Origin of the sequence: Friedmanniella luteola, assembly GCF_900105065.1 — a bacterium.
Classification (GTDB): Bacteria; Actinomycetota; Actinomycetes; order Propionibacteriales; family Propionibacteriaceae; genus Microlunatus; species Microlunatus luteolus.
On the sequence record NZ_LT629749.1, the window covers coordinates 3,120,880 to 3,132,774 of the forward strand.

At 72.4% G+C, this 11,895-nt stretch carries 13 protein-coding genes; 3 read left to right on the top strand and 10 right to left on the bottom strand.

Features of this window, described 5'->3' with window-relative positions; all coding sequences use genetic code 11:
• Positions 1-127: 127 nt before the first annotated feature.
• The 9 genes from BLT72_RS14695 to BLT72_RS14735 all read right to left on the bottom strand — a co-directional run bounded on the left by BLT72_RS14695 (position 128) and on the right by BLT72_RS14735 (position 7,534).
• Entirely contained in the window at positions 128-1,021 is an 894-nt protein-coding gene (locus BLT72_RS14695; protein WP_091413815.1) for a type II secretion system F family protein, read from the bottom strand.
• Positions 1,022-1,037: 16 nt separating this feature from the next.
• Positions 1,038-1,988 carry a type II secretion system F family protein gene (locus tag BLT72_RS14700; protein ID WP_091413816.1) on the bottom strand — a complete coding sequence of 317 codons (951 nt, stop codon included), beginning with the start codon at positions 1,986-1,988 and terminating at the stop codon, positions 1,038-1,040.
• Entirely contained in the window at positions 1,985-3,433 is a 1,449-nt protein-coding gene (locus BLT72_RS14705; protein WP_091413817.1) for a TadA family conjugal transfer-associated ATPase, read from the bottom strand. The genes BLT72_RS14700 and BLT72_RS14705 overlap by 4 nt, the downstream gene beginning before the upstream one ends.
• Entirely contained in the window at positions 3,430-4,707 is a 1,278-nt protein-coding gene (locus tag BLT72_RS14710) for a CpaE/TadZ family protein (protein ID WP_091413818.1), read from the bottom strand. Before BLT72_RS14710 ends, BLT72_RS14705 begins: the two co-directional genes overlap by 4 nt.
• Positions 4,704-5,375, bottom strand: coding sequence for a Flp pilus assembly protein CpaB (gene cpaB, locus BLT72_RS14715; RefSeq protein WP_197677050.1), 672 nt, complete (start codon positions 5,373-5,375; stop codon positions 4,704-4,706). Before cpaB ends, BLT72_RS14710 begins: the two co-directional genes overlap by 4 nt.
• Positions 5,376-5,408: 33 nt before the next feature.
• Entirely contained in the window at positions 5,409-6,338 is a 930-nt protein-coding gene (locus BLT72_RS14720) for a Tad domain-containing protein (RefSeq protein ID WP_091413820.1), read from the bottom strand.
• On the bottom strand, positions 6,335-6,727 hold the full coding sequence (locus BLT72_RS14725) for a TadE/TadG family type IV pilus assembly protein (RefSeq protein ID WP_091413821.1): 393 nt from the start codon (positions 6,725-6,727) through the stop codon (positions 6,335-6,337). The genes BLT72_RS14720 and BLT72_RS14725 overlap by 4 nt, the downstream gene beginning before the upstream one ends.
• An 89-nt stretch (positions 6,728-6,816) precedes the next feature.
• On the bottom strand, positions 6,817-7,029 hold the full coding sequence (locus tag BLT72_RS14730) for a Flp family type IVb pilin (RefSeq protein ID WP_231930068.1): 213 nt from the start codon (positions 7,027-7,029) through the stop codon (positions 6,817-6,819).
• A gap of 280 nt (positions 7,030-7,309) precedes the next feature.
• Complete coding sequence (locus tag BLT72_RS14735; RefSeq protein ID WP_091413822.1) at positions 7,310-7,534, bottom strand: Flp family type IVb pilin; 225 nt, start codon at positions 7,532-7,534, stop codon at positions 7,310-7,312.
• A 247-nt stretch (positions 7,535-7,781) separates the two neighbouring features.
• Between BLT72_RS14735 and BLT72_RS14740 the strand changes: the two genes are divergently transcribed.
• Complete coding sequence (locus tag BLT72_RS14740) at positions 7,782-8,912, top strand: DNA glycosylase AlkZ-like family protein (protein WP_091413823.1); 1,131 nt, start codon at positions 7,782-7,784, stop codon at positions 8,910-8,912.
• Between the two features lie 7 nt (positions 8,913-8,919).
• Here BLT72_RS14740 and galE read toward each other — a convergent pair whose 3' ends face one another.
• Positions 8,920-9,888, bottom strand: a complete 969-nt coding sequence (gene galE / locus BLT72_RS14745; protein WP_091413824.1) for a UDP-glucose 4-epimerase GalE — start codon at positions 9,886-9,888, stop codon at positions 8,920-8,922.
• 272 nt (positions 9,889-10,160) lie between these two features.
• On the opposite strand from galE, the gene BLT72_RS14750 reads away from it, so the two are divergent.
• Both BLT72_RS14750 and BLT72_RS14755 read left to right on the top strand, forming a co-directional pair.
• Positions 10,161-11,540, top strand: a complete 1,380-nt coding sequence (locus BLT72_RS14750; protein WP_172826084.1) for an ammonium transporter — start codon at positions 10,161-10,163, stop codon at positions 11,538-11,540.
• A complete protein-coding gene (locus BLT72_RS14755; protein WP_091413825.1) occupies positions 11,537-11,875 on the top strand; it encodes a P-II family nitrogen regulator in 339 nt (112 codons plus the stop codon). Before BLT72_RS14750 ends, BLT72_RS14755 begins: the two co-directional genes overlap by 4 nt.
• Positions 11,876-11,895 lie beyond the last annotated feature (20 nt).

Consider the following 11,895-nt stretch of genomic DNA (forward strand, 5'->3'; position numbering starts at 1 on the left):
GGGGCGGAAGTCGCGACCTACCTGAACCCCCGAGCAGGCAGGTCGCGACTTCTCCTGCGTCCGGGACCGGTCGGCCGCACGAGCACTGGGCCTCGAACGCCCCGGCCGGGGCCGGCTGGGGCGCCCCTCACCTGAAGGCGCCGACGATGTCCATCGCCGCCGGGCCGAGCAGGACGATGAACAGCACCGGCAGGATGCAGAGCATCAGCGGGAAGATCACCTTGACGGGGATCTGCATGGCCTTCTCCTCCGCCCGCTGGCGACGCTTCAACCGCATCTCTGCCGCCTGGGTGCGCAGCACCTCGGCGACCGCGACGCCGTACTTGTCGGCCTGGATCACCGCGCGCACGAACCGCCGCAGGTCGACCACGTCGGTCCGCCCGGCGAGCGCCTCGTAGGCGTCGCGTCGGGACTGGCCGAGCTGCATGTCCTGCAGCGTGCGGACGAGTTCCTCGGCCAGCGGCCCCTGGCCGTTCTGGCCCGCCTTGGCCATGGCCCCGTCGAACCCGAGCCCGGCTTCCACGGCGATGGTCATCTGGTCGAGGGTGTCCGCGAGCTCGAGGGTGATCTGCTGGCCGCGCTCCTGGGCGCGGCTGTGCAGCAGCAGCTCCGGCAGGAAGTGGCACACGACGGTCACGCCGCCGCCGACCAGCAGGGCGAGCGTGCCGGGCTTCGACGTGAAGTAGAGCAGGCTGAGCGCCAGCGCGACCAGCGGCAGCACCAGCTTGGCCACGACGAGCCGCGGCACGGGCCAGGCTGCGGGCCGGCCGGCCCGGCTCCACAGGCGCTCGAGGACGCGCCGCCGGCCCGGCGGCGTCAGCCGGTGCGCCAGCTGGGCCAGGGTTGACGCCTGCCCGCCCGCCACCTCCTGCTCCCCGGTCGGCAGCCTCAGCCCACGCCGGAGGTTGGCCAGCGCGGCCTTGTCGACGTGGGGACGGGACAGGACGGTCCAGACCAGCAGGGCGACGCCGGACGCCAGCAGCGCGACGGCGGTCAGGGCGAGGGGCGGGAGCGGAGGCATGAGGTGCGTGGTGCTCCTAGAACGTGACCTGGACGGTCTTGCGGAGCCAGAGCCCACCCACCACCAGCAGCACCACGGCCACGAAGATCATCGCGTAGCCGGCGAAGCTCTCGGTGAACTTCACCATGTAGGCGGGGTTCGACATCAGGAGGAAACCGGCGATGCCGAAGGGCAGCAGCATGAGCACGACGGCCGACAGCTTCCCCTCGGCGGCGAGGGCCTTGACCTGTCGCCGGATCTGGTTGCGCTCCCGGATGGTCTCGCTCACGCCGTCCAGGACGTCGGCCAGGTTCCCGCCGACCTCCCGGTTGATGGCGATCGCCTGGATGACCCAGACGAAGTCCTCGCTCTGCATCCGCCGCGCCGCTTCCTCCAGCGCGCTGCCGAGCTGGCGGCCGACCCGGGTCTCGTTGATGATCCGCGCGAACTCCTCGGAGGTGGGCTCCTCGGCCTCGGACGCCACGGACGCCAGCGCCTGGAGCAGGCTGTGACCGGCGCGCAGGCTGCTGGCCATCAGCTGCAGGGAGTCGTCGAGCTGGTCGGCGAAGTCGCGCTGGCGCTTCCGCGCCCGGCTGCCCAGCCAGACCTTCGCCAGCACCGGGACGAGCACCGCCAGCAGCAGGCCGACGACGACGCCACCGAGGACGACCCCCAGGGCCCCGCCGACGAGCACGGCCGCCACGAGGAAGAGGGCAGCGTCCTGAGGCGCGAGCTTGACGCCGGCCTGCTCGAGCGCCACGGCCAGCGTGCGGCTCCATCCTCGGCGACTCAGCACGCGACCGATCAGCGAGGTCGCGGCGGCGGTGGCCCCGCTCAGCGCCGTCGCCTCCTCCTGACGGGGTGGTCGTCGCCGGTCCAGGGGCAGCCGTACCGGGCGCGGCGCCAGCAGCGGGAGGGCGAAGCACGCCAGGGCCACGGTGCAGGCGCCCACGCCGAGCCACACCACCCAGGGCAGGGACCCGGTCACCGCGGACCCGGCCCGGTCCGCGGGGTGGCGAAGACCCGCGGCGACAAGGTGATGCCGTGGTCCGCGAACTTGTCAGTGAACCGGGGCCGGATCCCGGTCGACACCGGCTTGCCGAGGAAGCGGCCGTGGGCGTCGACCCCTGCGGAGTAGTCGAACAGGAACGCGTCCTGCATGGTCACCGTCTGGCCCTCCATGCCCTGGATCTCGGTGACCGCGGTCACCCGGCGCGTCCCGTCGCGCAGCCGCGTCAGCTGGACGACCACGTCCACCGCCGAGGCGATCTGCTCCCGGATCGCCCGGAGCGGCAGGTCCATGCCGGCCATCAGCACCAGGGTCTCCAGCCGGGCGACGGCGTCCCGGGGCGAGTTGGCGTGCACGGTGGAGAGGGAACCGTCGTGGCCGGTGTTCATCGCCTGCAGCATGTCGAGCGACTCCCCGCCCCGGACCTCGCCGACGACGATCCGGTCGGGGCGCATGCGGAGGGAGTTGCGGACCAGGTCCCGGATGCCGATCTCGCCCCGCCCCTCGACGTTCGGCGGCCGGCTCTCCAGCCGGACCACGTGCGTCTGCTGGAGCTGGAGCTCGACCGCGTCCTCGATGGTGACGATCCGCTCGCCCTCGGGGATGAAGGACGAGAGGACGTTGAGCAGCGTCGTCTTGCCGGTCCCCGTCCCGCCCGAGACGATGATGTTCAGCCGGGCCTCGACGCAGGCGCGGAGCAGCTCGGCCATCTCCGGGGAGAGGGTCCCGAAGCTGATCAGGTCGTGGACCTTGAACGGGTCCTTGGCGAACTTCCGGATGGTCAGCGAGGACCCGCTGAACGCGATCGGGGCGATCACGGCGTTCACGCGGCTGCCGTCGGACAGCCGGGCGTCCACCAGCGGCGAGGACTCGTCGATCCGCCGACCGACCCGCGAGACGATCCGCTCGATGACCCGGCGCAGCTGGTCCTCCGAGGTGAACCGGGCGCTGCTCAAGGTCAGCTTGCCGTTCTGCTCGACGAACACCAGGTCGGGTCCGTTGACCATGATCTCGGTGATGGTGGGGTCGTCGAGCAGTCGCTGCAGCGGCCCGTGGCCGAGCACGTCGTCCTCGACGTCGGCGATCAGCCGCTGGCGCTGCTCACCGCTGAGCGGGACCTTCTCCTGCTCGACGACGTGGTTCAGCTCCGTCCGCACCAGGGCGTGCAGCTGGTTCTCGCTGAGCGTCGGGTCGTTGAGCCGTGCACCCATCCGGTCGAAGAGGGCGCTCACCGCGCGGTCCTTGAGCCTGGTCAGCGCCTCGTTGCCGGACGCCTCGGACGTGCGGGTGACCGCGACGACCGGGGCTGCGGCGACGGGCTGCGACGGCGCCGCCGCTGCGGCAGGGACGGCCTCGTGGGCAGGACGGACGTCGCCGCCACCACCGCCGCCGCGGAGAGCCTGCATGCGGTCGGTCAGCGTCATGACGCCACCGCCCGGGGTCGGCGGAACCAGCCGGAAGCGGCCCGGCGAGGGGTGGGGCCGCTGGGCTTCGCCCGGAAGCCCGGCAGCGGCCTGGCCGGCTTCCCGCCCGCCTCGTGGTCGCTCAGCCGGCCGACGAGGGTGCGGAGCTGCCGGGTCATCGGATCGCGTGTCCCGCTCTGCAGCAGGGGCACGCCGAGGTTCACCGACGCGGGTGCGGCCTTGGACCGGGGCAGCATCACGTCGACCGGCGCGCCGATGGTGGCCTCGATGTCGGCGGCGCTGAGACCGGTGGCGGGGTCGGCGAAGTTGACCACGATCTGCCGCCGCTGCCCGAGCAGGTCGAGGGTCCGCAACGTCTCCAGCTCCTTGCGCAGCCCGCGCAGGCCGGGGACGTCCATGCTGCTGAGCAGGACGAGGTCGGTGGTCTCGTCCATCGCCGCGAGCGTGTGCTCCGACAGCCCGGGCGCGGTGTCGACCACCACGTAGCGGAACTCGGTCGCCAGCGTGCGGAGCAGTCCCCGCACGTCGTCAGCCGAGATGCCGTCCGCCTCGATCGGCGACTCCGGCGCCGCCAGCACGTAGAGGCCGGTCTCGTGCAGCGTCAGGAACGTCTTGAGCACCATCGTGTCGCGACTGGCCGCTCCGCTGACCGCCGCAGGCAGGAAGTACTCCGGGTCGAGGTTGAGCCCGCTCGCCACGTCGCCGAACTGGATGTCGAGATCGACCAGCACGGTGGCCTGCGGTGCCGTCCTCGCCAACCCCACGGCGAGGTTGGTGGCGACCGTCGTCTTGCCCACCCCACCCTTCGGCGAGACGACGCTGATCACCCGTCCGGTGCTCGGCAGGGCCGCGGCCGGCGGCCCTCCCCGGTGCTGAGCCGCCCGCACCTCCGCCAGCTCGGCGGCACGCTGGATCACCAGCACGACCTCTCGGGCGTCGGCGGCCGGGTGCAGGATGTCGGTCGCGCCGGCGCGGATGGCCGCGAGGGCCACCTCGGCGCCGGCGTCGCTGACCAGCACCACGCTGATCCTCGGGCACAGCTCGTCCAGCCGGGCCGCCAGCTCCAGCGTCACCCCGGTGCCGGCGGTGGCGCAGTCGAGGACCACCACCTGGGGCGGGCCCTCCGCGGCGTCGCGGCACAGCACGCCGGCGTCGGCGGGGGTGGGGACCTCCGGCATCGTGACCAGCTGGTAGCGCTCACCGAAGGGGGCCAGCGGGGCCCGCAGGTGCTCCAGGAGGTCGGCCGAGGCGGTGCAGACGACGATGCGGGTCATGAGTACAGGCTCTTCTCGGTCGTGGCCGACGTCTGGGTGGAGGGCGCGTCCGAGGGCTCGGAGGACAACCAGATGGTGCCGTGCTCGGCCGTGAAGACGACCTTCTGGGCGTCGGCACCCGAGAGCGCGAGCGTCACGGTCAGCGGTGTGGACTGGGGGGCGGCCCCACCCTCCGCGCCGACGGCGCCGCCCTGCACGGCCGTCACCAGCACCTTCTGCAGGGTGAGCCGGGTGCTGTCCTTCGTGGAGAGGAAGACCCCGACCGTCGCACCCGGGGCGAGGGACGCGCCGACCACCCGTTGCGGCTCGAGCGTCACCGACACCTGGTGGAGACCTTCCGGGACGGTGACGCCCTTGGCCGCCTCGAGGGCTGCGGGGTCGGCGAGCCGGCTCAGCAGCAGCTGCTCCCCCGGCTGCAGGGACGTCGTCGCCACCCGTCCGCGCAGCTCGCTCAGACTGGTCACGGCGCCGGGTGCGACCGCGGTCCCGGGCAGCTGCCGCTCCTCCAACGCCGCGGCCAGCTCGCTGCTGGTGGCGCCCTCGGGGACGGCCTTGGTGAGGACCAGCACCCGGACGGGCTGCAGCCCGGCCACCGCGCGCTGGTCCGCCTTGGCCACGTACACGAGCAGCAGCAGCCCGCCCACGACGGCCAGCAGGAGTGCGGTCACGGCAGCCAGCACACGACGTCTGATGGGGAGCTCCTAGGAGATGAGGTCGACCACGGCGGCCCCGAGGGCGGGCGCCGTGGGCGAGTAGGTGAACGACTCGGTGAGGTCGACGAACCCGGCGAAGTAGCCCCGGATGCACCGGGCGTTGCCGTTGCAGGGGCTGTTCCAGGAGTACTGGCCCCCGAAGTCGTAGCCGGTGATGATGAAGGCGGCGTACCCGAAGATGTGGTACCTGGCGCCCGAGCCGGTCCCCGCGGACGAGTCGAAGATCGGCAGCAGCACGTTCCTGCTCCGGAGCGCTGCGACGCTGGTCGTCGAGCACCCGCTGGGCACGGAGTTGCCCGGATCGCTCATCACGACGTCGCCGAGCGCCGTGGTGGCGCTGCAGGTGCCGCTGTCGGCGGTCAGCCAGCCGAACCCGCCCGGGACGACGTTGCGGGACGGCCCCGTGCAGTCGACGGTCCCCGAGGTCTTCGTCAGGTAGACGGTGTGCGGGGTCGAACCAGAAGGCAGCCCGCCGCCGGTCTGCTGCATCCACTCGCACCAGGAGAACGCGAGGGGCAGGACGGCCCGGCCGCCCGACGGGAAGCCCCAGGCCACGGTGGACTCGGCACTGACCTGTGTCGAGTCGACGCCGAGGACCGGGGCGAAGACGTGGGTCCGGGTCGCGCTGGCCCGCACGGTGACGCGGCCCGCCGAGAGACTCGTCACCGTTCCGGTCGCCGCTGACCGCGGGTGGTTGAGGGTGACCATCTGCTGCGCGGTGCCGGCCGGTGCCGAGCAGGCCGGGCCCGCCTTCCCGCAGTCCTGGGCGATGGCCAGGGCCCCGGCGTCCGCCCCGCTCCGCAGCTGCTGCTTCTCCCACCACAGGCCCGCCACGTCGAGGCTGATGGCCGCGAACCCGAGGACGGGCACCATCAGCAGGGCGACGACCACGGCGACCGCACCACGTTCGTCCCTCATCCTCCGCACCGCATGACCCCCTTGCCCTGCAGGTCCAGCGTCGTGCCGATGAGCTGGGTCGCGAACGTCATGGTGTACCGGATGGTCACGGTGGCGTTCGGCGAGCTCGTCGCGGTGGAGAGGCAGGTGCCGGAGCCGGGCGTGACGTCGATCTGGGCGTCGCTCAGCACCAGCGGGCTCGCGGCGTTGCGGACCGCGGTCCGGGCCTGCCCGGTGTCGTTCCTCAGGGCCATCACCCGGACGCCCTCGCGCGCCGCGCCCGAGAGGGTCGTCTGCAGGTAGTAGGCCCGCCCGAACTCCGCGATCCCCAGGACGAGGAGGACGAGCAGGGGCACGACGAGGGCGAACTCCACGGCAGCCGCGCCACGCTCGCCTCCGCTCACGGTCATCGCTCTCCTGCTCGGGGTGGGGGTCCAGCGCGGCTCGTCACGAGGTCGAGGGCGCACCGGGCGGACGGAGGCCGGGGCCGCCGTGGACGTCAGGGGGTCGTGCCGCCCAGGGAGGTGACGACGCTGCGGAACAGGGTGTCGAGGCGGCCACCGAGGGCCGTCACGGCGACGATGATCACCACGGCGATCAGGCCGACCAGCAGGCCGTACTCGACGGCGGTGGCACCGCGGTCCTCGCGGTCCTCGAAGCGGTGGCCGAGAACGGTGGCGAGAGCCATCAGGTGTGCGTACGCACGGGTCATGGGAACTCCTCGAGTCGGTGGTCGGGTCCCGGAGCGGATCCGCTGGGTCGCAGCATCCGGGTGATCGGCAGGACGGTCTGAGGACCGGCCTGGCGGGAGCAGGGGCGAGCTGGCGACGTGACAGGCCCGGAGGCTCGTCATCCCGAGCGCTGCGCGCCCTTCCCTGGTCGGGCGCCCCGTCGTCGGACGCCGAGGACCTGGGGTGGAGCCGCCTCGGCCGCGTGCGACTCGCCCGGAGGTCGAGCCGCACGCGACGAGAGCCAGGGGCCACCCCGGCAGATCAGGGAGTGGTGCCGCCCAGCGAGGTGACGATGCCGCGGAACAGGACGTTGAGGCGGCTACCGAGCGCGGTCACGGCGACGATGATCACGACGGCGATCAGACCGACCAGCAGGCCGTACTCGACGGCGGTGGCGCCACGGTCCTTGCGGTCCTCGAAGTGCTTCTCGAGGCGGTAGCCGGCGACGGTGGCGAGGGCGAGCAGGTGTACGTACGCTCGGGTCATGAGAACTCCTTGAGTCGATGGTTCCGCCCCGATCGGACCCCTGTGGTGCAGCCATCTGGCCAGCAGGAGAAGTGAATCAAGACTTCTCAGCACAGGAAAGCGAGAAGGGCTCCTGCGCGGCTAATCGGGTCATATTCGGGTCTTTGGTCCCAGCCCACGCCGCTCATCGCAGGTCTTCCGCTCCCCTCAGCACGAGGCCTTGGTCACGCGCCCGCGCTGACGTCGTCGCTGGCGCTAGCGTCGGGCCATGACCCGGCTGAGCGCCGACGAGCTGGCCCGTCGCACCCTGGTCCGGCAGTTCCCCGTCGTCAGCGGCGTGGACGACGCCGCGGTGCTCGAGCTGCTGGACCGCCTGGGCCCCGTCCAGTCCCAGGTGCCGCGCTCCCCCTTCCTCACCGCGGCCTCCCGGCTGCCCGGGGTCGAGCGGTCGACCGTGCGCCGGCTGTTCGAGGAGCACCGGCTGCTGAAGACGAGCAGCCTCCGCGGCACCGTGCACACCGGCGTCGTCGCCCAGTACCCCGGGCTGGACGCGGTCGCCCGGCGGGGGCGGCGCGGCATGGTCGCCGCCCAGCTCCGGCTGAGCCGGGTCACGCCGGAGGAGCTGCTGGCCGAGCTGGAGGCCTTCGCCGCCGACGCCTGGCGGCCCCGGACCGAGGTGGTGGAGCACGCCGGGGCGTGGCTCGCGGTGCACGAGTCGGCGGCGGTGGCCGCGTCGGTGACCGCCAGCCCCGTGGCCGCCCTGCTCTGGGGTCACAGCGGCTTGCTGCGACGGCCGCCCGACCAGCGCTGGGAGACCCGGACGGACGTGCTGCACCGGCGCGCCCGCTCGGTCGTCCCCGGGCTGCCCGAGCCGACCTTCGCGGTGGCGCTGGCCGGCCTGGTCCGGGTGCACCTCGGCGCGGTCGGGCCGGCGACCCGGGCCGACCTGGCGTTCTTCTGCGGCACCACGCTGGGGGCGGTCGACACCGCCGTCGCGGACCTCGGCGAGGCGCTGGTCCGGCTCGACGGGCCGGACGGCGAGACCTTCGTCGACCTGGCGGAGCCGGGCCCGGAGGGTCCCGGGCCCGTCGGCGTCCGGCTGCTGCCCGAGTTCGACGCGCTGCTGGTCGGCTTCCACGGCCGGCACCGCACCCGGTTCCTGGACGCCGAGCAGCTGGTCGAGGTGTGGGCCAAGGCCAACGGGCAGTTCGCGCCGGTGGTGCTCCGCGAGGGTCGGCTGGTGGCCACCTGGCGCACCGTGGCCGTCCGCTCCTCGGTCCGGGTCGAGGTCCGGCCGCTCAGCCGCTGCCGGGCGCCGGACGAGGCGGAGCTGGCCGAGCCGGCGGCCGCCGCCGCGCGGGCGCTCGGCGCGGACCTGGCCGACGTCCGGGTGGTCTGACCGGAAGTCAGCGGGCGGCGGCCCGCTGCTGCGCCTCCCAGGCGCTGGCCACCATGGACCGCAGGTCGTGGGTCATCCGCCAGCCCAGGTCGCGGGCGGCCAGCTCGCCGGAGGCGACGATCCGCGCGGGGTCGCCGGACCGCCGGGGCGCGACCACGGGCTCGAAGTCTAGGCCGGTCACCTCGGCGATGGTGGTCATGATCTGCCGCACCGAGACGCCGTCGCCGCTGCCCAGGTTGTAGACCCGCTCGAGCGGGCGACCGTCGGCCAGCGCGTGCGCGGCGGCCAGGTGGGTGGCGGCCAGGTCCTCCACGTGGATGTAGTCGCGGACGCAGGTGCCGTCCGGGGTCGGGTAGTCGTCGCCGTTGATCTGCGGCGTCCGACCTTCCGCCAGCAGCCTCAGCACGACCGGGAACAGGTTGTGCGGGCTGGTGTCGTAGAGCTCCGGGGTCGCCGAGCCGACGACGTTGAAGTAGCGCAGCGAGGTGTGCCGCAGACCCGCCGCCTTCTCCTGGTCAGCCAGCAGCCACTCCCCGATCAGCTTCGACTCCCCGTACGGGGACTCGGGCGAGGTCGGCGTCGACTCCGTCACCAGGTCGACGTCGGGCGTCCCGTAGGTGGCGGCGGAGGAGGAGAAGACGAGCTGGTCGACCCCGACCGCCTGCATCTGCTCGAGCAGGGTCGCCGTGCCGGTCACGTTCTGCTGGTAGGTCAGCAGCGGCCGGGTCACCGAGACCCCGGCGTACTTGAAACCGGCGAGGTGCACGACACCGGTGACCTCGTGCTCGACGAGGGTGTGCCGCACCAGGTCGCCGTCGAGGATCGTCCCGCGGACGAAGGGCACGTCGGCCGGCACGAACTGCGGGTGGCCGCTGGTCAGGGCGTCGAGCACCACCACCGGGGTGCCGGCCTGCACGAACGCGCGGACGACGTGCGCGCCGATGTAGCCCGCCCCTCCGGTCACCAACCAGGCCATCGGTCCTCCTCCTGGGGGGCTGCGGCCCCCCCGTCGTCGGCTGCCGATCCTACGGGGACGCCCCCGCGGCGCGGGGATGTGAGGTCCCCGACTCCGGACCGTCACCGCACGAAACACGCTCGTCACCTGACGGGGGGAACTGTCACACCGGTGTAACCGTCAGCGCCCCGGCCGCAACACGAGCCGGACAGAGTTCACGTGTCCCCCACCAGCGTCCACCGATCCAGCCCGGCGGACGTCCACCCACCCGTTCCTTCACCGGAAGAAGCAACATGACACCACTCGAGATCGACACCGGGACCACCGCGTGGATCCTGACCTCAGCCTCCCTGGTGCTGCTGATGACCCCGGGTCTGGCCCTGTTCTACGGGGGCATGGTCCGGGCCAAGAGCGTCCTCAACATGATGATGATGAGCTTCGGGGCGCTGGCTCTCATCTCCGTGCTGTGGGTGCTGTACGGCTACTCGATGGCGTTCGGCGACGACGTCGGCCGGGGCCTGCTGGGCGACCCGCTGCAGTACCTCGGCCTCAAGGGCCTGATGAGCACCGACAACACCGTCACGGTGGTCGCGGACCCCGAGCAGATCGCCACCTACCCCGCGATGGCCTTCGTCGGCTTCCAGGCCGTCTTCGCCATCATCACGGTGGCCCTGATCTCCGGCGCCATCGCCGACCGCGCCAAGTTCTCCACCTGGATGATCTTCTCCGGCATCTGGGCCTCGATCGTCTACTTCCCGGTCGCCCACTGGGTGTTCGACTTCTCCGCCGGTGAGCACGTCGGCGGCTGGATCGCGAACAACCTGAAGGCCATCGACTTCGCCGGTGGCACCGCCGTGCACATCAACGCCGGCGTCGCGGGCCTGGCCCTGGCCCTCGTGCTGGGCAAGCGGGTCGGCTGGCGGCGCGACCCCATGCGGCCGCACAACCTCACCCTCGTGATGATCGGCGCGGGCCTGCTGTGGTTCGGCTGGTTCGGCTTCAACGCCGGTTCGGCCGTCACCGCCAACGCCGCCGCCTCCACCGTCTGGGTGAACACGATGGTCGCGACCGGCGCTGCCGCGCTGGCGTGGCTCGTGACCGAGAAGATCCGCGACGGGCACCCGACGTCGCTGGGCGCGGCCTCCGGCGTGGTGGCGGGCCTGGTCGCGATCACCCCGGCCTGTTCAGCCGTCTCACCGGTCGGCGCCATCCTGGTCGGTCTCGTGGCCGGCGTCCTCTGCGCCCTGGCCGTCGGCCTGAAGTACAAGCTGGGCTACGACGACTCCCTCGACGTCGTCGGCGTCCACCTCGTGGGCGGCCTCTGGGGCACCCTGGCGATCGGCTTCCTGGCCACCGCCGAGGCCCCCGCGGGGGTCGACGGGCTGTTCTACGGCGGCGGCGTCGACCAGCTGTGGCGCCAGGCCGTCGGTGCGCTCGCCGTGCTGGTGTATAGCCTGGTCCTCACCCTCATCATCGGCTTCGCCCTGCAGAAGACCATCGGCTTCCGGCTGGACGAGGAGTCGGAGATGGCGGGGATCGACAACGCCGAGCACGCCGAGACCGGCTACGACCTGGGCAACCTGACCTCCAGCCTGCGGGGCGCCCTCTCCGGTACCACCGCCCCCCGTCGAGCGGACGGGGACATCAACCACGACGAGGAGGCCACCGCATGAAGCTCGTGACCGCGATCATCAAGCCGCACATGCTCGACGAGGTGAAGACCGCGCTGGAGTCCTTCGGGATCGAGGGCATGACGGTCAGCGAGGCCAGCGGTTTCGGCCGCCAGCGGGGTCACACGGAGGTCTACCGCGGCGCGGAGTACACCGTGGACCTGGTCCCGAAGGTGAGACTTGAGGTGCTCGTGGACGACGAGGATGCCAAAGACATCATCGACGTCCTGGTCAAGAGCGCTCGGACCGGCCGCATCGGTGACGGCAAGGTCTGGTCGGTGCCCGTGGACGACATCGTCCGTGTGCGCACCGGAGAGCGCGGGCTGGACGCGCTCTGAAGCGTGACCTGACCAACGAG

What these genes read in the sequence shown, in the direction of transcription:
- BLT72_RS14705 (WP_091413817.1), bottom strand. Translation starts at nt 3,433, where the DNA reads ATGACGCTGACCGACCGCATGCAGGCTCTCCGCGGCGGCGGTGGTGGC.
- BLT72_RS14720 (WP_091413820.1), bottom strand. Translation starts at nt 6,338, where the DNA reads ATGAGGGACGAACGTGGTGCGGTCGCCGTGGTCGTCGCCCTGCTGATG.
- BLT72_RS14750 (WP_172826084.1), top strand. Translation starts at nt 10,161, where the DNA reads ATGACACCACTCGAGATCGACACCGGGACCACCGCGTGGATCCTGACC.
- BLT72_RS14695 (WP_091413815.1), bottom strand. Translation starts at nt 1,021, where the DNA reads ATGCCTCCGCTCCCGCCCCTCGCCCTGACCGCCGTCGCGCTGCTGGCG.
- BLT72_RS14725 (WP_091413821.1), bottom strand. Translation starts at nt 6,727, where the DNA reads ATGACCGTGAGCGGAGGCGAGCGTGGCGCGGCTGCCGTGGAGTTCGCC.
- BLT72_RS14755 (WP_091413825.1), top strand. Translation starts at nt 11,537, where the DNA reads ATGAAGCTCGTGACCGCGATCATCAAGCCGCACATGCTCGACGAGGTG.
- BLT72_RS14710 (WP_091413818.1), bottom strand. Translation starts at nt 4,707, where the DNA reads ATGACCCGCATCGTCGTCTGCACCGCCTCGGCCGACCTCCTGGAGCAC.
- BLT72_RS14740 (WP_091413823.1), top strand. Translation starts at nt 7,782, where the DNA reads ATGACCCGGCTGAGCGCCGACGAGCTGGCCCGTCGCACCCTGGTCCGG.
- BLT72_RS14730 (WP_231930068.1), bottom strand. Translation starts at nt 7,029, where the DNA reads ATGACCCGTGCGTACGCACACCTGATGGCTCTCGCCACCGTTCTCGGC.
- galE (WP_091413824.1), bottom strand. Translation starts at nt 9,888, where the DNA reads ATGGCCTGGTTGGTGACCGGAGGGGCGGGCTACATCGGCGCGCACGTC.
- BLT72_RS14735 (WP_091413822.1), bottom strand. Translation starts at nt 7,534, where the DNA reads ATGACCCGAGCGTACGTACACCTGCTCGCCCTCGCCACCGTCGCCGGC.